The organism is Ruegeria sp. N7, assembly GCF_056531345.1.
Window position 1 is genome coordinate 115,716 of the sequence record NZ_JBQFLR010000008.1, and the last position, 24,696, is coordinate 140,411.

Sequence of the window (24,696 nt, forward strand, 5' to 3'; positions counted from 1 at the left end):
GCAGATGGATTCGATTCTGGTAACGGGCAACGGCCCGCTGAACGGTCAGATACCGATTGCGGGGGCCAAGAATGCGTGCCTGACGCTGATGCCCGCAACATTGTTAAGCGAAGAACCGCTGACGCTGACCAATGCGCCGCGGCTAAGCGACATCAAGACCATGACCGCGCTGCTGCAATCGCTGGGGGCCGAGGTGTCGTCGTTGCAAGACGGTCAGGTGATTGCAATGTCCAGCCACAGCCTGACCAGCCAGACCGCCGATTATGACATCGTACGCAAGATGCGCGCCTCGAACCTTGTGCTGGGTCCCTTGCTGGCGCGGTTCGGGCAGGCGGTTGTGTCACTGCCGGGCGGTTGTGCGATCGGCGCCCGTCCGATGGACCTGCATGTCGAAGGGCTCGAGGCGCTGGGCGCCGAGATCGAGCTGAAGGACGGCTATCTGCACGCCAAAGCTCCGGGTGGTCTGAAAGGGGCCGTGCATCAGATGCGCTTTGCCTCGGTCGGGGCCACCGAAAATATCGTCATGGCCGCCACGCTGGCCAAGGGCACCACGGTGCTCAAGAACGCCGCGCGCGAGCCCGAGATCGTCGATCTGGTTGAATGCCTGCGCAAGATGGGGGCGCAGATTTCGGGCGAAGGCACCCCGACCATCGAAATTCAGGGCGTCGACCGGCTGCACGGGGCCACCCATCAGGTTGTCACCGACCGGATCGAGCTGGGCACCTATATGCTGGCCCCGGCGATTTGCGGTGGCGAGGTCGAACTGCTGGGCGGTCGCATGTCACTGGTCGAATCCTTTGCGGCCAAACTGGATGCGGCAGGCGTCAGCGTTTCGGAAACCGCAGGCGGTCTGAAAGTGGCGCGCAAAAACGGGCGTGTGCGCGCGGTGGATGTGGTGACCGAACCTTTCCCCGGCTTCCCGACCGACCTGCAGGCGCAGATGATGGCGCTGATGTGTACGGCCGAGGGCACCTCGGTTCTCGAAGAACGCATTTTCGAAAACCGCTTCATGCACGCCCCCGAACTGGTGCGCATGGGCGCGCATATCGAGGTGCATGGCGGCACCGCCACGGTGACCGGGGTCGAGCGCCTGAAAGGCGCCCCGGTGATGGCGACCGACCTGCGGGCCTCGGTCTCGCTGATCCTTGCCGGATTGGCGGCAGAAGGGGAAACAACGGTCAGCCGGGTCTATCATCTGGACCGCGGATATGAACATGTGGTGCGCAAGCTGGAAGGCGTGGGTGCAAAGATTGAACGGATCAAGGGCCAATGACAGACGCAAGCTTTGAAGACGGGCGCGAGGCACCGCTTAATCTGGGGGCCGAGGATGCAGATGACCTTCAGGTGATCTCGACCCTCGCGCAGGATGCCGTGTTTCCGGTGACCGAGATGAAGTGGCAACCGGCGCAGCGCCGCTTTGGCCTGCTGCTGAACCGCTTTCGCTGGGAAGACAAGGATGCCGCCGCCCGCCGCGACCGCCCGTTTGAACGGGTGCAGTCGGTGCTGGTCTTCGGTTCGGTTCTCTCGGTGTCCAGTCAAGGCATTGATCGCGGTGACACCGACATGATCATGTCGCTGATGTCGGTCGTTTTCGAACCCGGCGAGGATGGCGCGGGCCATGTCCTGCTGACGCTGGCCGGTGACGGCGCGATCCGCCTGACGGTCGAGGCGCTGGATGCCACCCTCAAGGACGTCACGCGCCCTTATCAGGCCCCCTCCGGTCAGGCCCCGTATCATCCCGAATAGATGCAAAACAAGCGCGGCATATCTCAGGCGTTTTCGAAGGTGCCCGAAGGTGTCACTCTGCGTCGCGCCACCGTTTTCGACGTTTTCGACATCAGTCGGGTTCTGATCCGTTCGATCACGCAGCTCTGCGGGGCCGATCATCAGGGTGACCCGCAGGCCATCGCGCAATGGACCGATAACAAGGACCCGGCCTCGATCCGGGGCTGGATCAAAACTGGATCGCAGATCTGGCTGGCTGAACGGGCCGGGCAGGTGGCCGCCGTAGGCGGTTTGTTGGAAACCGGAGAGATCACTCTGCTTTACATCGACCCGGATCATAAGGGCTGTGGTCTGGGGGCGGCGGTTTTGAATCGGCTGGAACGGGAACTGCTCGCGGCGGGATGTTCCTCAGCCTCGCTTGAGGCAACAAAAACCGCGCAGGATTTCTATCTGCGCCACGGCTGGCAGGCTACCGGCCGGTGCTGCGGCCACGGGGATCTGTCCTGCTTTGCCATGCACAAATCGCTGCACCCCGTGGGCTGAGGGTTGAGGCCGCGCGCTCCGGGCGATATGTCCCAATGCGCAACGCCCGGAGTGCCAGATCATGCCCGTTTTCCTTGATACCACATCGCCCGATTTCGAACCCGCCTTCCGGACCCTGCTCTCGGCCAAGCGCGAGGACAGCCCGGATGTGGATGCGGTCGTGGCGCAGATCATCGACGATGTGCGCAACCGGGGCGATGCGGCGGTGATCGAACTGACGGCCAAATTCGACCGGCTGACGCTGACGCCCGAAACGCTGGCCTTCAGCGCACAGGACATCGCGGATGCGGTGGCGCAGGTCTCGGACGAAGATCGCACGGCGTTGGAACTGGCGGCTTCCCGCATCCGGGCCTATCACGAAAGGCAGATGCCCGAGGATCAGGAATGGACCGATGCAACGGGCGCAACACTCGGCTGGCGCTGGTCTGCCGTCTCGGCCGCAGGGCTTTACGTGCCGGGTGGATTGGCCTCGTACCCGTCATCGGTGCTGATGAACGCCATCCCGGCCAAGGTGGCCGGTGTGGAACGGCTGGCCATCGTGGTGCCCACGCCCGACGGGCAAGTGAACCCGCTGGTGCTGCTGGCGGCACAGCTGTCGGGTGTGGACGAGGTTTATCGCATCGGCGGCGCGCAGGCCGTGGCGGCGCTGGCCTATGGTACCGACACCATCGCGCCGGTCGACAAGATCACCGGGCCAGGCAACGCCTTTGTCGCCGCCGCCAAGCGGCGCGTCTTTGGCAAGGTCGGTATCGACATGATCGCGGGCCCCTCGGAAATTCTGGTCATCGCCGACAAGGACAATGAGCCTGACTGGATTGCGCTGGACCTGCTCAGCCAGGCCGAACATGACGAAAGCGCGCAGTCGATCCTGATCACTGACGACGCGGCATTCGGCCAGTCCGTCGCGCAGGCGGTCGAAAAACGGCTGGAAACCCTGCAACGCCGCGCCATCGCCGGGGCCAGCTGGCGCGACTACGGCGCGGTGATCACTGTGCGCAACCTGGACGAGGCCGCAGCCCTGTCCAACCGCATTGCCCCGGAACATCTGGAGCTTTGCGTGGCCGACCCGCGCGCGCTGAGCGAAAAAACCATCCACGCCGGAGCCATCTTTCTGGGTCAGTACACCCCCGAAGCCATCGGCGATTATGTGGGCGGCCCCAACCACGTGTTGCCCACCGCGCGTTCGGCGCGGTTTTCGTCGGGCCTCAGCGTGATGGATTTCCTCAAACGCACCACGCTCAGCCAGATGACCCCCGAAGCCCTGCGTGCCATCGGCCCTGCTGCCGAACAGCTGGCGCAATCGGAAAGCCTCGAGGCGCATGGCCTCTCGGTCACCGCGCGCCTGAACCGCCTGAATGGCTGAAATGACGCAAAGACCGGGCGCATATGGCGTTTCTGTGCGTTGCCCGTTGAATATCATTGCTATAGGTCTGTGCTGACGCAAGGAATGTGACTGTAAAGATGACCCGCATCTCGCATATCGAACTGGATGATAGAAATCTGCCGCCGCCCACGCCCGAGATCGAGCAGGAGCGCAAGGTCGCCATCTATGATCTGCTGGAAGAAAACAGCTTCTCGCTGCCCAAACGCGACGACCGCGTTGTGCCCGAGGGCCCCTATCGCCTCCAGCTTTCGATCCGCGACAAACGGCTTGTCTTCGACATTGAAACCGAGGCCAACGAAAAAGCGGCCGAGTTTCACCTGTCGCTCGGTCCCTTCCGGCAGGTGGTCAAGGATTACTTCCAGATCTGCGAAAGCTATTTTGACGCGGTGAAATCGCTGCCGCCCAGCCAGATCGAAACCATCGACATGGCCCGCCGGGGTATCCACAACGAAGGCAGCCGCGTGTTGCAGGAACGGCTGGAAGGCAAGGCAGATGTCGACACCGACACCGCCCGCCGCCTGTTCACGCTGATCTGCGTTCTGCATTTTGGGGGCTGACGCGTGAAGCCTCTGCCGCAGTCGGTCCTGTTCTGTTGCGACCACAACGCGGTTCGGTCCCCAATGGCCGAGGGGCTGATGAAGAAATTCTATGGCACCGGCACCTATGTCCAGTCCGCCGGTGTGCATAACGATCTGGAAATCGACGGCTTCAGCATCGCGGTCTGCCACGAGGTCGGCGTGGAACTGTCCCGCCACCGGTCGCGCTCCTTCGACGAGATGCAGGAATGGGGCGATGACCTCAGCTCGTTCGATCTGGTCGTGGCGCTTTCACCCGCCAGCCAGCGTCAGGCGCTGGAACTGACCCGTGTTTTTCACCTCGATGTCGATTATTGGCCAATAATGGACCCTACCGGGATGGGCGAGACCCGCGAACAAAAGCTACATCACTACCGACAGACCCGCGACCAGATCATTCAGCATCTGAAAGACCGCTGGGGCGAACCAACGGAGGGGACATGAACCAGACCGTCAAAACCTATTTCGATGCCTTCAACGCCGGTGACGTCGATGGCATGCTGGCCTGCCTGTCCGATGACGTGGCCCATCACGTGAACGAAGGTCAGATTCGCGTCGGCAAGGACAAGTTCGCCGCCTTTTGCGCCCATATGAACCGCTGCTACCGAGAAAACCTGACCGACATCGTCGTGTTCGAGGCTCAGGGCGGCACCCGCGCCGCGGCCGAGTTCATCGTCAACGGCACCTATCTGGAAACCGACGAGGGCCTGCCCGACGCGCACGGCCAGACCTACCGCCTGCCTGCCGGGTCGTTCTTTGATCTCAGGGACGGCAAGATCACCCGCGTCACCACCTTCTATAACCTTGCAGACTGGACCAAACAGGTCTCGAATGGCTGACGTCAGTGACGTCCGCCCCCTGATCGGAGCGGCACTCGGGGCCGCTCTGGACGATGTCGCCCGCCTGAGGATCAGGGTGTTTCACGCCTGGCCCTACCTCTATGACGGCGATCTGGAATACGAACGCAAATACCTCCAATCCTACCGCGACAGCGACAAGGCCATCGTGGTCGGCGCTTTCGACGGCGACCGCCTGATCGGCGCCTCGACCGGCGCACCCCTGACCGACCACGCCGACGATTTCGCCGCGGCCTTCGCAGACACCGGGCTGGACCTGTCGCAGATCTTCTATTGCGCTGAATCCGTCCTGCTGCCGGACTATCGCGGGCAGGGCGTCGGCCACAAATTCTTCGACACGCGCGAGGGGCACGCCCGCGAACTGGGCTTTGCCAAATGCGCCTTTTGCAGCGTGCAACGCCCTACCGACCACCCGCTGCGCCCAGACCACTATCGCCCGCTCGACACCTTCTGGCGCGCCCGCGGATACAAGCCCTTACCCGGCGCAATCGCCCAATTCTCGTGGAAGGATATCGGGGAAGACGGAGAAACGCTGAAGCCGTTGCAGTTCTGGATCAGGGAGCTGTGACCAAAATTTTGTCGTTATTAGTTGGCAGCGAATGAAGACGATATTGGTGAGTGTGCCCAAAAACCAACAGCCATAGAATGCGGAATCCGGTTGTTGATTTGGCGTTTAAGTGCATTGAAGAACGTGAAACAAATTGAAGGACCAGAATTGCTGGGGCATGAAGAAAATAGGAGTCAACGATTTGATTTATCGCGCAACATCCGCACTGTTTGTTTTATTAACGTTTGCAGCATGCACCCCTCAGGGGCCAAGTCGAGATGAGGTTTGGGAAACCATAGAAGGCTGTGATGGTAATGAGCGGTGTGCATTCGCAACATTGGTGACCAACGAATACAACAAAATTGCGGGTAAGCCTCTGGGGCAAGGAGTTTCTGTGAGAGGAGCGAAAACGGACGGTAAAGTCGTATCACTTGCAGTCAATGTTCCTGAACGCATCAAAACTGAACCGACAAGGGATGGCAGAACAGCGGAACAACAGTTGGCTTACTCTGTCAAAAAGGATCTTTGTGGTAAGAAAGATACTCGGCGGTTTTTCGAAATAGGCGGTGAGCTTGAATTTTCAACTTACCTTCCGACAGGAGAGCGTTTTTCAAAAAGCACTGTGGATTCCTGCTAAATTAACACAGGCTAGTTGCTCAGTGAGACCAGGGAGTAAACTCGGTTCAGTTGCCGCGCTGTGCCTCGTTTGAAAAAGGACGCATTAGCGCATCTGGTGGTGCGACCAAACTATACAGCCCGGGGCGGTATCAACCAGTGTCTAGCGAAAATGTTACTCAAGGGGACCCCATCAATGAAAGTCGCAACCGCAGCGTATAATCTTGACTGGCTCGACAGCTGGGCGCAGTACGAGGACAAGCTGGACCGTTGGGTTGCCGAGGCCACTGGGCAGGGGGCCGGGCTGCTGGTGTTCCCCGAATACGGCGCGATGGAGGTGTCGACGCTCGATGGTGCCGAGGTGGCGGGTGATCTCGAACGCTCGATCCGCGCGGTTTCGGACCGGTTCGAGGATGTACAAAATTTGCACTCGCGCCTCGCAAGTGCGTACAAAACGTACATCTTGGGTGCATCTGCCCCGGTTGTGGATGGGTCCGGCCGCCCGGTGAACCGCGCCGCGTTCTACGCCCCGGACGGTGGCCGCGACCATCAGGACAAGCAGATCATGACCCGCTTTGAACGCGAGGACTGGGACATTGCTCCGGGCGGTCCGCTCAAGCTGTTCGACACCGCGCTGGGTAAAATCGGTGTTCTGATCTGTTATGACAGTGAGTTTCCCCTGCTGGGCCGCGCACTCAGCCAAGCGGATATGATCCTTGTCCCGTCCTGCACCGAAGCGCTGTCAGGGTATTGGCGTGTTCGCATCGGGGCAATGTCAAGAGCCTTGGAAAATCAATGCGTTACGGTTATGTCGTCACTGGTCGGAGCCAACGGCTGGTCCGTAGCTGTGGACATGAACACCGGCATGGGCGGCGTTTTCGGCCCGCCGGACAAGGGGTTTCCGGCCACCGGAGTGCTGGCCGAGGGCGCTCTGAACCAGCCCGGCTGGACCTATGCGGATGTCGACCTGTCCGCCATCGCCGCGGTCCGCGCCGATGGCCACGTGCTGAACCGGACCCATTGGCCAGAGCAGGACGCCCGAGTCGAAACGGTCACATTATCCGCCCTTTAGATGAATCCGCCCTTGAAATAAGGGAAAAATAGGCTCATTTAAGCGCACATCCCCGCAGATTCTGCGGGCGCAACCTAATGATGGAGACAACATGGCCAAGGAAGATACGCTCGAATTTCCCGGTGTCGTGAAGGAACTCCTGCCTAATGCGACGTTTCGGGTCGAGCTGGAAAACGGCCATGAAATCATCGCACATACGGCAGGAAAGATGCGCAAGAATCGCATCCGTGTTCTGGCCGGCGACAAGGTTCAGGTCGAGATGACCCCCTATGATCTGACCAAGGGTCGGATCAACTACCGCTTCAAATAACGCCTGCCGAGATGGCGTTTATCCTGGGATCGGGCAGCCCAAGGCGGCTGGACCTGCTGGCGCAGCTTGGCGTGCAGCCCGACGCCATCCGCCCCCCTGACATCGACGAAACACCGCTGAAGGGTGAGCTTCCTGTTCCGTATTGCAGTCGCATTACGCGTGAAAAAGTAAAGGCTGTTCAATCGGATAGCGGTGACATCACGCTTTGCGCGGACACGACAGTTGCACTGGGGCGGCGTATTCTGGGCAAGCCCCAGGATGAGGGGCAAGCCGCAGAGTTCCTGTACGCTCTGTCCGGTCGCCGTCACCGGGTGATCACTTCGGTCGCCGTTCGGCGCGGGGATCGCATCCTGCAACGTGATGTCGTCTCGCAGGTCAAGGTCAAACGCCTGTCTGACGTTGAAATCAACGCTTATCTGGCGACCGGTGATTGGCAGGGCAAAGCCGGGGCCTATGCGATCCAGGGCCCTGCTGGCGCATTCATCCCATGGATTTCGGGCTCGTTCACTGGCATCGTGGGGCTGCCCCTGTCCGAGACCGCCGCCTTGCTGCAAGGGATCGGCTACCCACTATATAGCGAGGCATCATGAAGGGTCGAACCATCGTTCTAGACCATATCCAAGACCGCGAGGCCGCGGCATTGATGGTCGACGGAAAGCTTGATGATCTCCTGATCGCCGCCGACGCGCCGGCACCCGGCACCATTTATCGCGCCCGTGCCGATCGACCGGTCAAGGGGCAGGGTGGTATGTTCCTGACCACACCCGACGGCCCGGCTTTTCTTCGACAGGTCAAAGGGTTGGCGCCGGGTGCCACGCTTTTGGTGCAGGTGGGCGGATATGCCGAGCCCGGCAAGGCCATCCCTGTAACCAACCGCATCCTGTTCAAGAGCCGCTTTGCCATTGTCACACCCGACGCACCGGGCCTGAACATCTCGCGCAGCATCAAGGATGAAGACAAGCGGGATCAACTGCTTGAAATCGCTCATGAACAAATGGGCGACAGCCCCTACGGGTTGATCCTCCGCTCCTGCTGCATGGATGCGGATGCCGGTGATATTGCCGACGACATTTCGGCCATGCTTGCGCAAGCTGAACAAGTGATGACGGACGAAGGGTTCGACGTCGAACTGCTGAGCGAAGGTGACAGCCCGCATATCCTGGCATGGCGCGACTGGACCGATCCTGCCGAGGTTGTGACGAAAACCGGCAGTTTTGAAACCCATGGTGTGCTGGACGCGCTGGATGTCGCCCGTGGCATTTCCGAACCTCTCCCCGGAGGCGGATATCTTTTTATCGAACCGACCCGCGCATTGGTGGCCGTAGACGTGAACACAGGCGCGGATACGTCGCTGGCGGCAGGAACAAAAGCCAACTTCGCTTGTGCCAAAGCCTTGCCACGTGCATTGCGTGTGCGCGGGCTGGCGGGGCAGATCACACTGGATCTGGCTCCGATGCCCAAGAAAGACCGCCGAGGGTTCGAATCCGCCCTGCGTGCGGCCTTCAAGTCGGACCCGGACGAGACGATACTGGCGGGATGGACACCTCTGGGGCATTTCGAGTTGCAGCGCAAACGCAGCCGGTTACCTGTCGCAGAGATCCTGAAATGAGCTGTCCGATCTGCGGAGAAGAAACGCAAAAGAAGTTCCGCCCGTTCTGTTCGAAACGCTGCGCAGACATTGATCTGGCCAAGTGGCTGAACGGCTCTTACGCGGTCCCGTCTCAGCGCGAAGACGACCCTGAGTCCGAGGCCGAGGCGGACGAACACAATACAATGCGACCGCACTGAAAAAATGTAAAAAAGCCTCTGGACACTGCCGGTAGCAAGTCATAGAACGCCTCCACCCAACGACAAATGTCGTTCCCGTGCCCGGGTAGCTCAGGGGTAGAGCAGTGGATTGAAAATCCTCGTGTCGGTGGTTCGATTCCGCCCCCGGGCACCATTTAAGCCAAAGAAATGAGCGATGGGTATCAAACGCTTCGCGTTCGATGTTTGGGCCTTTGGCTCGTCTGCAAGATGCCTGACCGAAAGAGTCCAGATTTGCGTGAAGGTGCCAAATGACCCATAGCATTGGACAACAGGTTGCCGTCTAAAGCCTAGCACTCTGTCATCTTTTTCCGTTCCGGAATTGTGGAATTGAAAAGCAAGGCGCTTGCTCGGGTGGGCTCTGAACAGACGGCTCGGTGCACCGAGTGGAGCGGAATATCCGCGATCGATCGGTTTGCGTAGGGCGAACTGCCAGGGTGTGCAAGGTCAGGTCACACGTGTGCGTTGATCCTCGATCCCCATTGAGACCAGCGAAGGTTCTTCGCGTTGGCTGGTCTGAAAGCTTGCTTTGTCCTGCATCTTATCCCAATTGCTCAGGATCAGGCACTGCGCGACGGCTCCGCCCAGTGTGGTTCCCGGTCCAGTGACGATGAACATGTCGGGTGCAAACTCTTTCGCGGCTTGTGATACGGCCTTTGTGAAATCATAGGTTTCGGTCACCTGATGACCCAACGTGTAGTCCCAAAGCGCGTCCAGATCACAGGCGCCGGGCCACCAGATCTGACCGCGGCCATCTATCATGGGCAAATTGGGTTGCCGGAACAGATCTTCGGCAAGGCGGTTGCGACCGGCTTCGGCAACTGGGCGTTGCAGGTGCGAATGAAACCCTGCGTGGTTGGCCAGCCGCATCGGAAAGCGTTCCTGCACCACAGGCACCTTGTTTTCAAAGGCGGATAACCCAGCCTCATCCCCGGCCAGAACCAGCATCCCACCCAGATCAATTGACAGGGTGAGGGTCGCGCCGGTGCCGTCGATCTCAGCGACCAGAGCCAGCAGTTCGGCCTTGCGTGCCGGGTTCGGCTGCCAGTCGGCATCCATGAACGGATAGATCAACTGGCCGCCAATCAGGCTCTGCTGCATGAGTGTTCCCATGGTGTTGACCACCTCGAACCCTGCCTCGGCGGTCAAGGCACCCCCGCAGGCCAGGGCCGAATACCAGCCCATCGAGTTTCCGGTCACAGCCACCACGTCGATCTTCTCTGGATCGATGGCGCGAAAATCGCCCAGCGTGGCGGCATAGATCAGGGCCGAGGCGTTGTCTCCGCGCGTGTGCTTTGCCGTGGAATACCGGGGCGCGCCGTCCAGTTCGCTTAGGGTTTCCTGACCCTGCGCGCGGCGCATGTCGTCGAAATGTGCCAGCAGGGCCTTGTCGGTAAAATGCCGACCCAGAACCCCCAATTCAGGTTTGTTATAAGTGCCGCGCCCCGGACAGATGACAACAGCGGTTTGTTTTGCTGACCTCATTTGCCCGTCTCCATCAGGGATCTTGCTGCGGCCTCGATACTGTCTTTCGATGGCATGGTTGCGGCATAGGCCGGGCCGGTGGCGATAAAGCTGTCTTCGGCGGTAATACGTGCCATCGGCACATCTGTGGCTTCGTGGAAATGGGCCATCAGGGCTTCGGCCACGCCACCGTGATGCCGGGTTTCATCGACGATCAATATCCGCTTGGCGCCGCTTACGGCCCGGGTCAGCGCGTCTTTGGGCAGCGGTGACAACCAGCGCATGTCAATGATCCGGGTTTTTATCCCGTCGGCCTCCAGCGGTTTGCGCGCCTGATGGCTGAGGTAGACGCCATTGCCAAAGGTAACAATCGCCAGATCGTCGCCGTCGCCATCCACGCCGACCTCGCCGAAACCGATCCTTTCGGATGGGTCGGGGTAGGTGTGCATCCAGCCTGCGTCCCCAGCTTCGTGCAAGTCCCGCATCGGGTAGAGCGCGATGGGTTCCAGAAACACGACCAGCCGCTGTTCTTCCCGGGCCAGCCGCACGCATTCACGCAGCATTCGTGCAGCGTCGGCGCCGTTCGATGGGCAGGCCAGGATCAGCCCCGGAATATCGCGCAGAACCGCGACCGAGTTGTCATTGTGGAAATGCCCGCCAAAACCTTTTTGATACCCCAACCCGGCGATGCGCACGACCATCGGGTTGGTGTACTGACCGTTCGAGAAGAAGGGCAGGGTGGCCGCTTCGCCGCGCAACTGGTCTTCGGCGTTATGAAGATAGGCCAGGAACTGGATTTCCGGCATGGGCGTAAACCCGTTCTGAGCCATCCCGATGGCTAGGCCCAGAATCGACTGTTCGTCCAGCAGCGTGTCGATCATCCGGTCAGGGCCGAAACGGGCCTGAAGCTTTTGCGTCACGCCATAGACACCGCCCTTGCGCCCGACATCTTCGCCCATCATCACGATCTCGCCGTGTTCAAGCATCAGGTCGCTCAGAGCCCAGTTGATCAGGCGTGACATGATCTGGGGTTCAGCATGTGCTTTGAGGTCGCCGCCGAATACCTCAGCTCGATGTTCAGCTGACGGGCCATTGGTCGGGGCGCAGGGGCGTGCGGGCGGGATCAGGCTGGCCATCACGTCACCTGCGGTTTTCAGGCGAGGGCGGGTGATCGCCTTGTCGGCGACGCGGGTGACGCGGTCGCAGGTGTCGGTGTATACCTTCAGCGCGTCATCCGGTTGCATCGCACCGGATTGTTCCAGCAGACGGACGGAGTGCAGCAGGGGGTCGTTCGCCTCTTCGGCTTCGACCTCGGATTTTGGCATATAGGTGGTGGGCATATCTGCCCCGGCGTGGCCATACAGGCGCACCGTGCGGATGTGCAGAAATGCGGGCTTCTTGCGGCTGCGGACATAGGCGGCGGCTTCTTGTGCGACACGGTAGGTTTCGAAAATGTCGAGCCCGTCACACGTGAAATACTTCAGTCCCGGTCGATGAGAGAATGTTGCGGCAATCCAGCCTTGTGGTGTCTTGGTCGAAATTCCGATCCCGTTGTCCTCGCAGCAGAACAGCAGTGGCAGGGGAACCGACTGGTAAGACGTCCACTGCGCGGTGTTGAACGCGCCTTGCGCTGTGGAATGGTTGGCCGAAGCATCACCAAAGGAACAGTAGACGATGGCGTCGTCCGGCATTTCTGCATGTTCGGGTTTGTGACGGCGGGCTGCCCCGATTGCATAAGCCGCGCCGACAGCTTTGGGCAGGTGGCTGGCAATGGTCGAGGTCTGCGGCGGGATGCAAAGTGCTTTTGACCCCAACACCTTGTGCCGCCCACCGCTGATCGGATCATCAGAGGATGAAGCGAAGGACAACAGAATATCCCATGTCGGGCTCTGCCCCGGCACCTGATCGGACCGGGCGATCTGAAACGCGGCGTCGCGGTAGTGTAGAAAAGCGGGGTCTGTCGGGCGCAGGGCTGCCGCCACGGCGGCCATCCCCTCGTGACCAGAGGAGCCGATGGTATAGAACCCCTGACCCGCTTTCTGCATTGCCCGGCTTTGGCGGTCCAATGCACGGCTGAGACATTGCGCGCGATATAGCCCGACCGCTTCGGACGCTGTCAGTGGGCCAGACGGCGTCGCGCCAGCGGGGAAATCCCGTGCCGCAACCCGGCGCAGGAAGTTGTCATGCACAATGGTTGCGCGATCCATCTTTGTCGTCCTCAGGCGAAGGCTTGCAGGCCCGTTTGCGCGCGACCCAAGATCAAGGCATGAACATCATGCGTGCCTTCATAGGTGTTCACGGTTTCCAGATTCACCATGTGGCGGATCACGTGGAAATCCTGGCTGATGCCATTGCCGCCGTGCATGTCACGTGCGTGGCGTGCGACCTCAAGTGCCTTGCCGCAATTGTTGCGCTTGATCAGACTGATCATCTCGGGTGCTGCGCGGGCTTCGTCCATCAGACGACCCACGCGCAGAGCGGCCTGAAGGCCCAAGGCGATTTCGGTCTGCATGTTCGCAAGCTTCAGCTGGAACAGCTGCGTTTGCGCCAAAGGGCGACCGAACTGTTTTCGGTCCAGACCGTATTGCCGCGCGGCGTGCCAGCAGGCCTCGGCTGCGCCCATCGATCCCCAGGCGATACCGTATCGTGCGCGGTTCAGGCAGCCAAACGGCCCTTTCAGACCTTCGACACCCGGCAACAGAGCATCTTCCCCGACCTCGACATTGTTCATCACGATCTCACCCGTGATCGAGGCGCGCAGCGACAGTTTGCCTTCGATCTTCGGAGCTGAAAGACCGGGTGTGCCTTTTTCAAGAACAAAACCCTTGATCTTGCCGTCATGCGCGTCTGATTTGGCCCAGACGACAAACACGTCAGCAATGGGAGCATTCGAGATCCACATCTTTGACCCGTTGAGGACATAGCCCCCATCAGTCTTTTTCGCGACGGTTTTCATGCCGCCGGGGTCCGAGCCTGCATCGGGCTCGGTCAGGCCAAAGCAGCCAATAGACTCCCCGCTGGCCAGTTTCGGAAGGTATTTCCGGCGCTGTTCATCCGTTCCGTAGGCATAGATCGGATACATGACGAGGCTGGACTGCACCGACATCATCGAGCGGTAACCGCTGTCGACCCGTTCCACTTCGCGTGCGACCAGACCGTAAGTGACATAGCTGGCACCGATGCCGCCGAATTCTTCGGGGATAGTCGTGCCCAGAAGGCCCATTTGACCCATCTCGCGAAAGATTTCGGGGTCTGTTTCTTCATTGGCGAAAGCCTGGGTCACACGGGGCAGCAGTTTGTCCTGCGCGTAGGCGTTGGCCGCATCGCGCACCATGCGTTCGTCTTCGGCCAACTGGTCTTCCAGCAGAAAAGGGTCATCCCAAGTGAAAGGGCCAAGCTGGGGGCGGGATTGTGGTTTCATGAGAGTTTCCTTTCTACAGCGGCTTTGAGACGTGCAAGCCCCGCTGCAATTGTATCTTGGGCATAAGCAAAGCTCAGGCGAAAATGTCCGGGCAACCCGAAGGCGCGACCGGGAACCAGAGCGACACCGGCATCTTCCAACAACCAGGTGCAGAAGTCAGCGTCATTTTTGAACGGTCCTCCCTGATCCTCAAGCAGTCCGGCGCAGGAAGGAAAGGCGTAAAACGCCCCGTCGGGAGCCGCGCAGCGCAACCCCGGAACCGTGTTCAACCCTGCAACCACCAGATCACGGCGTTCGGTAAAAATGACCCGGCGTTCTTCCAACAGGTCCGGGCTGCCGGTCAGCGCCGCAAGCGAGGCCCATTGTGCAATCGAACAGGCGCCCGATGTAACCTGCCCCTGAACGGCCACCATTGCCTTGATCAACTCGACCGGCCCGATCCCCCAGCCGATGCGCCATCCGGTCATGGACCATGCTTTGGCGACACCGTCGACGATCAACAGACGGTCGGCAAGGCCAGGGGCTGCCTCGGCCACTGAAACAAATGGAGTAAAGCTGAGATGGCGATAAATCTCATCCGCAAGAACCCAGACCTGTGGATGCCGGGACAAAACAGATGCGAGGGCGGCGATCTCATCCTGTGTATAGATTGCCCCCGACGGGTTCGACGGCGTGTTGAGCATCAGCCAGCGCGTGCGCGGTGTGATAGCGGCCTCTAACTGTTCCGGCAGAAGCTTGAATCCCTGATCCATCGGGCAAGGCAGAATGACGGGCGTTCCACCCGCCATCCGCACTATGTCAGAATAGCTGGTCCAGTAGGGCGCGGGCATGATGACCTCGTCGCCGGGGTTCAAGCTGGCCAGCATGGCATTGGCTATCACCTGCTTGGCACCGGTGGACACAATGACCTGAGCCACTTCGGCTTTGGCCTGCCGGGCAACTTCGGCGCGCAGGTCGGGCACCCCGGCCGTCGGCGGGTATTTCGTCTTGCCGTCCAGCGCTGCCGCGTAGGCAGCTTCGACCACATGGGGCGGGGTGGGCAGGTCAGGCTCACCGGTCGACAATGCCACAACATCGCGCCCTTCCGAACGCAAGCGTGCGGCGGCCTCGGAAATCTGCACGATTTCGGACAATTCGATACCGTTTAGTCGGTTTGCGCGGTGAAACACTGTCAATCTTCCTCTGGAGGTGACTGAGGTTCTATCTGCAAAGTAACTTGATAAAAATACGCTGTTTTGTATCGTTTCTGTGACTAAAACTCATAAGTGATATGCCCAGAATCAGCTCCCTTCCGTCTTTTGCCCTCATGCGCAGCTTCGAGGCTGCCGCACGCCACGAAAGCTATACCATGGCAGCAGAGGAACTTGGTGTGACGCAGGGCGCGGTTAGCCGCCAAGTGCGTGAACTTGAGGCTGCGCTGGGGGTGACGCTGTTTCGCCGGGTCGGGCGTGCCGTTCGCTTGTCGAAAGCGGGTCGCGCTTTGTTTGAAGAACTTGCCGGAGACCTTGAGCGGCTGAACGGTACGATCAATCGTGCGATCGCGGCCGGTGACGGTGCGTCGTTGCTGACCTTGGCGGTCCTGCCCACCTTTGCTACACGGTGGCTGGTGCCAAGACTGCCGGATTTCAAGCACCTGCATCCGGGGATCGAACTGGATTTGCATTCCTACACAACACCGTTCAGCCTGGAAGAGCGGCGCGTGGACCTTGCCATTCACTTTGGCCACGAAGACTGGCCCGGTGCGCGGCTACGCAAGCTGTTCCCGGAAAAACTTGTCGTGGCAGCCGCGCCCGTGTTGTTGGGCGACCAACGGCCTTTCGAGGAACAGCATGTGTTCGATCTGCCGCTGTTGCATCTGACCTCACGGCCCGGGCTATGGTCCGAGTATCATGCCAGCCTTGGGCTTGACGCCAGAGCGGTTTTTCCAGGGATGCGCTTTGATCAGTTCTCGATGCTGATCGAAGGCGCAGTTGCAGGGCTTGGGGCTGCGATTTTGCCGTCCTACCTGATCGAGGCCGAGTTGGCGTCGGGCGCGCTGGTCCAGACCGGGCAATTGGTGAATGCCTCGGGCAGCGCATATTTCATTGCAACGCCGACCGGGCAGAGGAACGAAGCCGTACAAGCATTTGCGGACTGGATCATCCGGCAAACGAAAAGGCATTTGTAAGGGTGCGGGCGCGACAGAAGGGTTACAGCATCCGGATGCCCTGCATGGTCTGGATGATTGCCAGATCCTGCTCGTAAAGCTCTGTAAATGCGTCAACGATGTCTGCGTTCCATCCGGGCAGATCAAGTTCTTCTTCGACCTCATCGGGCCGGGCATAGTCCTCCAAAACCCGCGCAAGGTCTTCGCGTTGAGCGTCCTTGTCGAGGCCGACGCCGCCCCGCACGATGTCCAGAACATGCTGTTGACCGGTTTCAGTCAGAAGCGACGACAGCAACGCATATTCATCCACCAGAGGAGCGTCACCGGGCAGGCCCGCCATTTCGCGCGTGATATCCCCCAGAATCAGTGGCAAATGTTCGTTCTTCCACAAAGTGAGCTGCACCTGAGGTGCAAGATCGCGCAGATCTTCGATCATACTCAACCAGCTCAGGCAACTCAGATCGGTGCTGGTCAGAATCTCCTGCCGGTGATCTTCATGGATCGACATAAGGACCTTGGGTATGAAAAAACCGGGGTTCACCAGACCGACAAATATTTCGACCTGAGCATCGTCCAGCAAGGTCTGCACATAGGCTGTCCGCTGCCCGGCAAAAGGGTAAATCTGTCCATGTTGCAGGGCAGAGCGTGTTGGGCCAAAGAACTTGTCGTTCGAGAGGATGACACGATCAACATTTGGATCATCCGGAAGAAGGGCGTGCAGCCCGTCCTGTGTTTCTGCATCAGACAAATCCTGAGCAAGGGCATCAGACAGAACCTTGACAAACTGACGTCCGCCGCGCGGTCCCAAGATCGCAGCACGGCAATCCGCCAAGGCCTGCTTGTTTGCCGAAAGCGAGGACAGCACTTGCCCTTCATCGGCGAAAGCGGCCCCGGCATGGATTACTACCTGCATCTTTTGTCCTTTTACCCTCAGGGGCTGTGTCCATCCCATTCCATGTCTTTGCGTCGCGTGAAAATCTGCAACGAACCAACCGTGCGGTTTCTGCACTTTCTCAGGAAATCGGGCAATCCCCAAGTTTGAGTTAAAAATGAGGGTTGCAGTCCTCTGTCGGACGAAGTAATCGACTGCCAGTGCCCCTATAGCTCAGCTGGTAGAGCAACTGATTTGTAATCAGTAGGTCCGCGGTTCGAGTCCGTGTGGGGGCACCACCAATTCTTCTAAATTATTTAAATTAAACAGTTTATTTCTCTGAAGAAATATTGGCCCCCCGTTTAGTCCACCTTTTTTCTTGCGACGGTATGTGCCCTTATTGTCCATCTTGAGCATGTCGATTGAATCAAACTGGTGTTTTGACCTAGGATACAGACCTCTCGGGAGACTTGTCGAAACCTGAGGGCATCGCGTTGCTCTCCAATCGTGGAGACTTCGTGATGAGGATACTTTCAAAACGTCAGGTGAAGGAGCTTGTTCTGTACTCACCCCAACACATAGCCCGGCTGGAGAAGGCAGGCAAATTCCCCATGCGGGTAATGCTGGGCCCGAACCGGGTGGGCTGGGTCGAGAGCGAAGTGCTGGACTGGCTTCAAGAGCGCTTGATGCAGCGAGAAGAACCAAACCGACACTCCTGATTTCAGGAGCTGGGTGGCCGAGGTTACAAACCCGGCCACCCAATTGGCCAACATTGTTTTCGTTGTCGCGTGGCGGTGCGACGAAGCATCGCTAGAGACTTAGTTGATACCCAATGTTATAGTTTTCGATAGTGATTTCTCATTAACTTCAACGCATTAAGCCAAAGTGATAAAAATGAAAATTTCAAACATCAAAATTAGAAATTTCCGGGGTCTCCTGAAGGCAGATATTCCGATTTCCGACAAGCAGATACTTCTCGGCGACAACAATACCGGGAAAACCACGATCCTCGAGGCGCTTGACTTGGCACTAGGGCCAGATCGTCTCAGCCGATTTCCCGCAGTTGACGAGCACGACTTTTACCTCGGGGAATACTACTCCGACGACGATTCTGTACCGATTGGGCAGGAAATCGTCGAAGAAGATTTCAGCCGGTTTGATAAAATTTTCACCGATGAGAATAAAGAAACAATTGCTGTGTTGGTCCAACTTGTCGATCTTACTGACGAACAAAAGTCGGTTTTTGGAGGAAGGTGTGAGTACTACTCCAAAACTAGCGGCAAAATGCTCGACAAAGGCGAAATACACGGTGTTGACGAGGCATCAGTAACCGACTGCCTGCGCATACTTTTCCTCGGCCACTACGACTCGGAAATCGATGATTTCGTGGGTAAGACGTATTACTATAAAGACCTGCTCGCCGGTAAAACGGATGAGGTCTTTAAGCGTGAAAAACAACTTATTGGTTTCTTATACTTGCGCGCATTGCGCACTGGTTCGCGAGCACTCAGCTTGGAGCGTGGAAGTCTGCTGGACATTGTCCTCCGAGCTCGTGAGGTTAAGCCCAAAATGTGGGAAGACGTGCTCTCCAAATTGGAGGAAGCACAGATTCCAATAGACGAGACAGACGAAATCGGGCTGGTTCTTGCTGACGTGCAGACCGCGATTAATCGCTATGTTCCAAAGGAATGGGGGGCTGCCCCAAAACTCAAGGTTTCTCGGATGACACGGGAAGATCTGCGGCGAACAATTGTAGCATTCATCGAAACGCACGGCGATCACACTGCGCCCTATTTTAGACAGGGAACAGGAACAACCAACATGCTAGTTCTGGCGCTTTTGTCCATCATCCGCGACAACAAGCAGAACGTAATATTCGCGATGGAAGAACCAGAAACTGCAATACCGCCACATGTTCAAAAACAGGTGGTGAAAGAGGTGATGACTAATTCCGATCAGTCAATTTTCACTTCGCACTCACCGTATGTGATTGAAGAATTCGACCTTGATAGCATTGCGATTCTATCCATCGACAGCCCAGGAGAGCTCAACCACCATTCCGTGAATATCTCCGATCCAAGTTGCTACAGCTACCATCAGTATTTTCGTTCGCAGCTTTGTGAAGGGCTGCTCGCAAGGCGTGTCGTCGTTTGTGAAGGCGCGACCGAAGTCTCAATTCTTGTTGGATTATCTCGTCACTTGTCCGGCTTGGACAACATGAAATACGCCGATCTGGCGGCGCTAGGGTACTGTATGATAAACTCTCAAACTGACACGCAGGTTCTCAATCACACCGATGCACTGAATGGTCTTGGCAAGCATATTTCGGTGTTTTGCGATGCCCAAGACGCGGCAGAAGAAGCTGCGATGAAAGCTGCAGCAGATGAGGCATTTGTTCACAGCTACAAACGCATCGAAGACATGCTTATTGCTGAAGTTCCAGAAGCGGCAAAACTGCGCTTTGACGCAGCGATGACATGGCCCCAATTTGTCTTAGACACGGTACCCAACCCAACCGCCAATATCGATGATGCCTTAAAACGCTACCTCAAGAAGACCAAAGGCTCAGGCGGAGCGGTAGCGCTATTGGCCGTCTGTACCGAAGCTGAAGTTCCGACTTTTCTGAAAGATATGGTTGAGAAACTCACCCAAATTGCACGACCGACGCCAGAACCTCCTGAAGATGAAGCCGAGGCATCTGCCGCAGTACCAGCATGAAAATGGAATTGAGCGAAGGTCAAAAAGAATTCCTGGCCGCGCACGGCCATGCTTTGGTGATCGGTGGCGCAGGGTCAGGAAAGACTACAGTGGCGATCTTGAAAGCTGCCAAACTGTCTCATGATTTGCTCTACTCCTCACAAAAAATCTTGTTCTTGAGTTTTGCACGACCAACTATTGCCAGGGTCGAGGAGGCGATCCAGCAGAGCGATGCGATCACGAAAGAAGAGAAGGATTCAATTGAAGTTGATACTTACCACTCGTTCTTTTGGCGAATATTGAATGCCCACGGCTATCTGTTAGGCCTGCCCAGAACGCTCGAAGTGCTGGAAGGATACAACGAAGCCGAGATTTTGCTTGGACTCCGTGAAAGTTTCGGCGGCAAGCCCAATCCACAAAAATCGACTGAGGAAAAAGTTCGCTTCGAAAGATACCAAAAAGAACTCAATGACATTCGGTGGGCGTGTGCAGAGGCAGAAGGAAAAATCGCGTTCGACCTATTTGCACCCGCGGTTGCAAGTCTACTAAAGCAGTCTGCACGCATTCGTGAACTCATCTCCTTGAAATACCCGTTCATCATATTGGACGAGTTCCAGGACACTGATGCTGATCAATGGGAGGTTGTGAATGAGCTTGGGCGAAATTCAATTCTGATTACGCTGGCCGATCCGGAACAGCAGATATATCGATGGAAGGGCGCGGACCCAAAACGTCTAGCTCAGTATGAAGCCAAGTTTTCGCCCAAGCGCATAGACCTGGAGCAGGAGAATTTTCGCAGTAAAGGAACCGACATCGCCACGTTTGGGAATGAAATTCTCACACAGGAGTTCAGCAAGAGTTCGATTGAATACAAGGGAATTAAGATCGTTCCGTACGGGTTGCCAAATTTCTGCAACAAGGACATGGCGTACAAACAGCTCAATTTGGCAATCATCCACGCTATACAGCGGCTCGTAGAAAGCGGTAAATCAGACTGGTCACTCGCAATTCTTACCGGCAGTAAAGAAACAACCAAACGTGTTTCGGAACTGTTGAGTAATCCACCTGCCGGTTGCGCTAAAATACGGCATCGACCGATTTTTGATCTCGAAGCAGCTGTACTCAGCGCTGGAATTCTCAGCGCTTTGCTCGAACAGGACAACTCAATCGAAGGGCAGGAGCACTTCATTCGTGCGGTTACTAAGTTCATGCGCGGGCGCAATGGGGACCGAAGACCCAAGACTGCTTACGTTAACCAAGCAAAGAAAATCGACCAGGACTTTGCCGTTTTCCAGGTCAATTCCAACAAGCTGCCAGGCAACAGCGTGTGTAGCAAGTTACTGAAAATACACGCGTCGATCTCCGATCTCGAGCTGGAGGGTGACCCATACGATGATTGGGTGAAGCTGCGCGACATTCTCGAAAGCTCTAGTGACGCAAGGCTGAAAGATGCGGGTCAATCTGCTCGTTTTTTGAGGTTGCTAGATCGAAACGTGGACCTTCGCAGCCTGTTACTGAACGATTGGCAGTCGAACGGACGATATGCCAATGCGTATCGCTTAGTAAGTGATGCGTTCGTTCAAGAGCATTTCGCAATGAGTAAGAAGCCGGAGAGCGGCGTGGTTGTCATGAACATCCACAAGTCCAAAGGTAAGGAGTTTGACGAAGTCATCATCTTTGACGGTTTCAGCACGGTTTTTCAGGGCAAGATCACCAGCGGCACATATTCACGTATATGCTTTGGCAATGCCGTGAACGATGATACTACCCAAAACTTCAGGGTTGCCGTTACTCGTGCACGTCAGAAGACCACCATTCTGACGCCCAAGCATATTCCTTGCGCCCTACTGAAGAACATATTGTGAACATTTTTTCAGTATGCTATTTCTGTTGCCTCCAAAGGGGCAACCTGTTGTATTAGCAAAAAAGCATCACACAAGATGCGGGAGAAGATGTAGATGGGCGGTTGGACAGCGATTGATTTGTTTTGCGGTGCAGGCGGCCTTTCTGAGGGCTTCCGCCAAGCCGGAGTGCATGTTCTGGCGGGTCAGGACATCGACGCAACATTCGGGAAAACGTTCTCGCAAACGCACAATGAGGCAACTTTTGTTCACGGGCCAATCCAGTCGGTGTCTGTCCTAGACCTTCTCTCAGCGGCCGGTTGTGAATCTGGCGAAATCGACATCTTGATTGGAGGCCCCCCATGCCAAGGATACTCCGTATATAATCATCAGCGTGGCGCTGATGATCCACGTGCCGGATTGTTCAAAGAGTATTTGCGTCTCGTAGAAGCAATCCAGCCACGCTGGCTCGTGATGGAAAATGTCACGGGCATCACATCGATTGCAGGTGGTGCCATTGTCCGCGAAATTCAGGCCGGGATGCGGCGTCTCGGCTACCGAGTGGATATGAAGCTTCTCAAGGCCGAAGAATACGGCGTTCCGCAAGAGCGTCGACGCATGTTTTTCATTGCGACGAAAGAAGAGCACTGTCCGATCCTATTCCCAAACCCAACCCACGGGCCAGAACTGCAGCCGTTTGTCACCGTTTGGGATGCCATTTCAGATTTGCCTTCGCTTGAGAATGGTCAGGATATGGGGTCTGGTGCCTACGAAAGGGCCGCACAGAACTCCTATCAAGCCGTGCTAAGGGGCGATTGTACGGTTGTCAGCAACCACAGCGCTCCGCGACTGTCCAAGGTAAATCTAGAGCGTATGCAGCATATTCCGCCTGGTGGCTCCTGGCGGGACATTCCATTTGATTTGCTCCCTGCAGGAATGAAAAAGGCCAAGCGTAGTGATCATACAAAGCGATACGGACGGCCCGCAAAAACAGACCTAGCCTGCACTGTGCTCACCAAGTGCGACGTTCACTGGGGTGCGTATATCCATCCCACACAAGATCGGTCGTTCTCTGTGCGAGAGGCAGCCAGACTGCAGTCATTTCCGGATTTCTTTGCGTTCTCAGGCAGTCGAACTGAGCAGTATGTTCAAGTTGGGAACGCGGTGCCGCCGCTTCTTGGCAAGGCGGTCGCCGAGACGATACTTACCGCCGACGGTATGAAAACCAATACTGGATCGTCCAGAACACAGAGCGGAATGCTGCATGCCGTTTGACCCTCGTGACGCAATTGCTGAGGTCCAGGGTCAGAAAGCTGAGTTCAATGCGAGTCCGGAACAGTCCGGCTTCATGTGTCCATATATTGAAGTCGAGTGCCCAAAGCGTTCAACAAACTTGGGTAAAGAACCATACCCTGTTTGCTCGCTTTGGAAGAACAGCAAGTTTGAACGCGATCCGGTTAGGGACCTGATATGCGTATGCCCAAAGCGGTTCTACCAGGTCGACTGGCTCCATGCTGTGGTTGAAAACTGCTGGCCATTTGACCCGCCCGAAAACCCAGTCGTTGCAACGGAAGTGAAAATGAAGGGGTTTGGGAACGTTGATTTTGTTATTGCTGATCAACAGCCAGATGGGACAATCGGGAACTTTCTATCAGTCGAGCTGCAGGCAATCGATATCACCGGTTCAGTGTATCCTGCATACGAGGCGCTGCGCGCCGGGGAGGAAATGGCAAAGCGTCCCACCTATGGATTCAATTGGGACAACGTATACAAGCGGTACATCACTCAGCTGATCCGTAAAGGCTATTTCCACCACCACTGGGGAACCAAAATTATCGCGGTCATACAGGATCAGGTGTACCAATCTGTGATCGATAAAGCGGACTTCATGCGTTCGACTGACATAGCAAGCAACACAGTGAACATCGTGTTCATGACCTACGTGTTCGAAGATGATCCTGAAAAGCCAGGTCAGTTTCGCCCCCAGCTAAAACGGGTCGAAGGCACCAGCCACGCCAACCTTCAACAGGCTATTTTGTACAAGGAAGCGCCATCTAAAGACGCCTTCAAGGGCAAGATTTCTGAGGCATTGAGGCGAAAATAGCCTAAGAACCCCTATCCCCACAAACCGCAAATCCCAATCCCCGGCCATACCGTCGCGTACCTGCAAACAGCATCTCAGCATCCGAACCCAATTCCAACGACTTCATACACTTTCCACGATTGAAAATCGCTCGGACGCCTGAACAACCCCCGCCACAATCATTCTTGACCCGCCCCCACCAGAACGCTTTGATACTTCCATTATTTTATTGTAGTTTTGGGGTAGAGATTTATGGACCTTCTTTTCAAACGTGAGCAGAGCAACGCTGCATCGGGTGGTGTTAGTTTTAAGCTCTGGGGCAAGATCGAACTGGATGAAGACGAGAATTCTATCGTTTCGAAATATAAGTTCGATCAGGCCATTCTAATCTTTGCGGATCAACCAGGACTGCTACGCAGATCCATTTTCATCGGCGTTGGAGCCTTGGTTGCTGCGATGGTCTTGCTTAACCAGATGGGCATGATAGGAGCGCTGCTCGCGCTCGCTGCTGGCATTGGTGCCGGATACTGGTGGTACCATCAGAAGCGGGAGACGATTTACGTCAAAGACCTCCTTCATGGTCGGCATTTCAACTGCGATAGCGTGGTTGAACTGGCTCGGAAAGAGGCCTGGCTGGGGACCGTTGTTTTGGACGTGTCGCGGTTTGCTGCCGCTCCTTTGATAGCATTTATTGCAGCAAAGGAGACGAACTATGGGACTGAAACGGACGGACGAATTT

26 protein-coding genes and 2 tRNA genes are annotated in these 24,696 nt (G+C 57.0%); 23 read left to right on the forward strand and 5 right to left on the reverse strand.

Annotation, left to right across the window (positions count from 1 at the left end):
* Positions 1 to 4: 4 nt before the first annotated feature.
* From murA to ACR0ES_RS11545, 15 genes are all read left to right on the forward strand, one after another.
* Positions 5 to 1,273, forward strand: a complete 1,269-nt coding sequence (murA, locus tag ACR0ES_RS11475) for a UDP-N-acetylglucosamine 1-carboxyvinyltransferase (protein ID WP_480870713.1) — start codon at positions 5 to 7, stop codon at positions 1,271 to 1,273.
* Positions 1,270 to 1,746 (forward strand): DUF2948 family protein, encoded by a 477-nt coding sequence (locus ACR0ES_RS11480; RefSeq protein WP_480560300.1) that lies wholly within the window; start codon positions 1,270 to 1,272, stop codon positions 1,744 to 1,746. Before murA ends, ACR0ES_RS11480 begins: the two co-directional genes overlap by 4 nt.
* Complete coding sequence (locus ACR0ES_RS11485) at positions 1,747 to 2,268, forward strand: GNAT family N-acetyltransferase (RefSeq protein WP_480870716.1); 522 nt, start codon at positions 1,747 to 1,749, stop codon at positions 2,266 to 2,268.
* A gap of 61 nt (positions 2,269 to 2,329) precedes the next feature.
* A complete protein-coding gene (hisD, locus tag ACR0ES_RS11490; protein WP_480773886.1) occupies positions 2,330 to 3,631 on the forward strand; it encodes a histidinol dehydrogenase in 1,302 nt (433 codons plus the stop codon).
* 98 nt (positions 3,632 to 3,729) lie between these two features.
* Complete coding sequence (locus ACR0ES_RS11495) at positions 3,730 to 4,209, forward strand: UPF0262 family protein (RefSeq protein WP_171722821.1); 480 nt, start codon at positions 3,730 to 3,732, stop codon at positions 4,207 to 4,209.
* 3 nt (positions 4,210 to 4,212) lie between these two features.
* A complete protein-coding gene (locus tag ACR0ES_RS11500) occupies positions 4,213 to 4,671 on the forward strand; it encodes an arsenate-mycothiol transferase ArsC (protein ID WP_209505795.1) in 459 nt (152 codons plus the stop codon).
* A complete protein-coding gene (locus ACR0ES_RS11505) occupies positions 4,668 to 5,066 on the forward strand; it encodes a ketosteroid isomerase-related protein (protein ID WP_480488382.1) in 399 nt (132 codons plus the stop codon). Before ACR0ES_RS11500 ends, ACR0ES_RS11505 begins: the two co-directional genes overlap by 4 nt.
* Positions 5,059 to 5,652: a GNAT family N-acetyltransferase gene (locus ACR0ES_RS11510; protein WP_480870719.1), complete on the forward strand. Its 594-nt coding sequence runs from the start codon at positions 5,059 to 5,061 to the stop codon at positions 5,650 to 5,652. The genes ACR0ES_RS11505 and ACR0ES_RS11510 overlap by 8 nt, the downstream gene beginning before the upstream one ends.
* A 157-nt stretch (positions 5,653 to 5,809) precedes the next feature.
* Positions 5,810 to 6,268, forward strand: a complete 459-nt coding sequence (locus ACR0ES_RS11515; protein ID WP_480488378.1) for a hypothetical protein — start codon at positions 5,810 to 5,812, stop codon at positions 6,266 to 6,268.
* Between the two features lie 174 nt (positions 6,269 to 6,442).
* Positions 6,443 to 7,318 (forward strand): carbon-nitrogen hydrolase family protein, encoded by an 876-nt coding sequence (locus tag ACR0ES_RS11520; RefSeq protein ID WP_480870722.1) that lies wholly within the window; start codon positions 6,443 to 6,445, stop codon positions 7,316 to 7,318.
* Between the two features lie 91 nt (positions 7,319 to 7,409).
* Positions 7,410 to 7,628 (forward strand): translation initiation factor IF-1, encoded by a 219-nt coding sequence (infA, locus tag ACR0ES_RS11525; RefSeq protein ID WP_005978431.1) that lies wholly within the window; start codon positions 7,410 to 7,412, stop codon positions 7,626 to 7,628.
* An 11-nt stretch (positions 7,629 to 7,639) separates the two neighbouring features.
* Positions 7,640 to 8,218: a Maf family protein gene (locus ACR0ES_RS11530; protein WP_480473601.1), complete on the forward strand. Its 579-nt coding sequence runs from the start codon at positions 7,640 to 7,642 to the stop codon at positions 8,216 to 8,218.
* Positions 8,215 to 9,237: a ribonuclease E/G gene (locus tag ACR0ES_RS11535; protein ID WP_480473600.1), complete on the forward strand. Its 1,023-nt coding sequence runs from the start codon at positions 8,215 to 8,217 to the stop codon at positions 9,235 to 9,237. Before ACR0ES_RS11530 ends, ACR0ES_RS11535 begins: the two co-directional genes overlap by 4 nt.
* Positions 9,234 to 9,416, forward strand: coding sequence for a DNA gyrase inhibitor YacG (locus tag ACR0ES_RS11540; protein WP_480488370.1), 183 nt, complete (start codon positions 9,234 to 9,236; stop codon positions 9,414 to 9,416). The genes ACR0ES_RS11535 and ACR0ES_RS11540 overlap by 4 nt, the downstream gene beginning before the upstream one ends.
* A 79-nt stretch (positions 9,417 to 9,495) precedes the next feature.
* Positions 9,496 to 9,570: transfer RNA gene (locus tag ACR0ES_RS11545), tRNA-Phe, on the forward strand.
* Between the two features lie 311 nt (positions 9,571 to 9,881).
* Here the strand turns inward: ACR0ES_RS11545 and ACR0ES_RS11550 are convergent.
* The 4 genes from ACR0ES_RS11550 to ACR0ES_RS11565 are packed head-to-tail and all read right to left on the reverse strand — an operon-like array spanning position 9,882 to position 15,488.
* A complete protein-coding gene (locus tag ACR0ES_RS11550) occupies positions 9,882 to 10,919 on the reverse strand; it encodes an ACP S-malonyltransferase (RefSeq protein ID WP_480870725.1) in 1,038 nt (345 codons plus the stop codon).
* On the reverse strand, positions 10,916 to 13,105 hold the full coding sequence (locus ACR0ES_RS11555; protein WP_480870728.1) for a dehydrogenase E1 component subunit alpha/beta: 2,190 nt from the start codon (positions 13,103 to 13,105) through the stop codon (positions 10,916 to 10,918). The genes ACR0ES_RS11550 and ACR0ES_RS11555 overlap by 4 nt, the downstream gene beginning before the upstream one ends.
* Positions 13,106 to 13,116: 11 nt before the next feature.
* Positions 13,117 to 14,319 (reverse strand): acyl-CoA dehydrogenase, encoded by a 1,203-nt coding sequence (locus ACR0ES_RS11560; protein ID WP_209508024.1) that lies wholly within the window; start codon positions 14,317 to 14,319, stop codon positions 13,117 to 13,119.
* Positions 14,316 to 15,488: a pyridoxal phosphate-dependent aminotransferase gene (locus ACR0ES_RS11565; RefSeq protein WP_480870731.1), complete on the reverse strand. Its 1,173-nt coding sequence runs from the start codon at positions 15,486 to 15,488 to the stop codon at positions 14,316 to 14,318. Before ACR0ES_RS11565 ends, ACR0ES_RS11560 begins: the two co-directional genes overlap by 4 nt.
* Before the next feature lie 101 nt (positions 15,489 to 15,589).
* Between ACR0ES_RS11565 and ACR0ES_RS11570 the strand changes: the two genes are divergently transcribed.
* Positions 15,590 to 16,486, forward strand: coding sequence for a LysR substrate-binding domain-containing protein (locus ACR0ES_RS11570; protein ID WP_480488363.1), 897 nt, complete (start codon positions 15,590 to 15,592; stop codon positions 16,484 to 16,486).
* A 22-nt stretch (positions 16,487 to 16,508) separates the two neighbouring features.
* Here ACR0ES_RS11570 and ACR0ES_RS11575 read toward each other — a convergent pair whose 3' ends face one another.
* On the reverse strand, positions 16,509 to 17,378 hold the full coding sequence (locus ACR0ES_RS11575; protein ID WP_480870734.1) for a hypothetical protein: 870 nt from the start codon (positions 17,376 to 17,378) through the stop codon (positions 16,509 to 16,511).
* 181 nt (positions 17,379 to 17,559) lie between these two features.
* Here ACR0ES_RS11575 and ACR0ES_RS11580 point away from each other — a divergent pair.
* The 7 genes from ACR0ES_RS11580 to ACR0ES_RS11610 form a co-directional block, all read left to right on the forward strand.
* A tRNA-Thr gene (locus ACR0ES_RS11580) sits at positions 17,560 to 17,635 on the forward strand.
* Positions 17,636 to 17,857: 222 nt separating this feature from the next.
* Positions 17,858 to 18,055, forward strand: a complete 198-nt coding sequence (locus tag ACR0ES_RS11585) for a helix-turn-helix transcriptional regulator (RefSeq protein ID WP_480870737.1) — start codon at positions 17,858 to 17,860, stop codon at positions 18,053 to 18,055.
* A gap of 175 nt (positions 18,056 to 18,230) precedes the next feature.
* The gene (locus tag ACR0ES_RS11590; protein WP_480870740.1) at positions 18,231 to 20,054 is read left to right on the forward strand and encodes an ATP-dependent nuclease; all 1,824 of its coding nucleotides are present in this window, start codon (positions 18,231 to 18,233) and stop codon (positions 20,052 to 20,054) included.
* Entirely contained in the window at positions 20,051 to 21,898 is a 1,848-nt protein-coding gene (locus ACR0ES_RS11595; protein WP_480870743.1) for a UvrD-helicase domain-containing protein, read from the forward strand. Before ACR0ES_RS11590 ends, ACR0ES_RS11595 begins: the two co-directional genes overlap by 4 nt.
* A 93-nt stretch (positions 21,899 to 21,991) precedes the next feature.
* Positions 21,992 to 23,149 carry a DNA cytosine methyltransferase gene (locus ACR0ES_RS11600; RefSeq protein ID WP_480870746.1) on the forward strand — a complete coding sequence of 386 codons (1,158 nt, stop codon included), beginning with the start codon at positions 21,992 to 21,994 and terminating at the stop codon, positions 23,147 to 23,149.
* On the forward strand, positions 23,139 to 23,978 hold the full coding sequence (locus ACR0ES_RS11605) for a NotI family restriction endonuclease (protein ID WP_480870747.1): 840 nt from the start codon (positions 23,139 to 23,141) through the stop codon (positions 23,976 to 23,978). The genes ACR0ES_RS11600 and ACR0ES_RS11605 overlap by 11 nt, the downstream gene beginning before the upstream one ends.
* 231 nt (positions 23,979 to 24,209) lie before the next feature.
* A partial coding sequence (locus tag ACR0ES_RS11610; RefSeq protein WP_480870749.1) for a hypothetical protein occupies positions 24,210 to 24,696 on the forward strand: 487 nt, incomplete at its 3' end.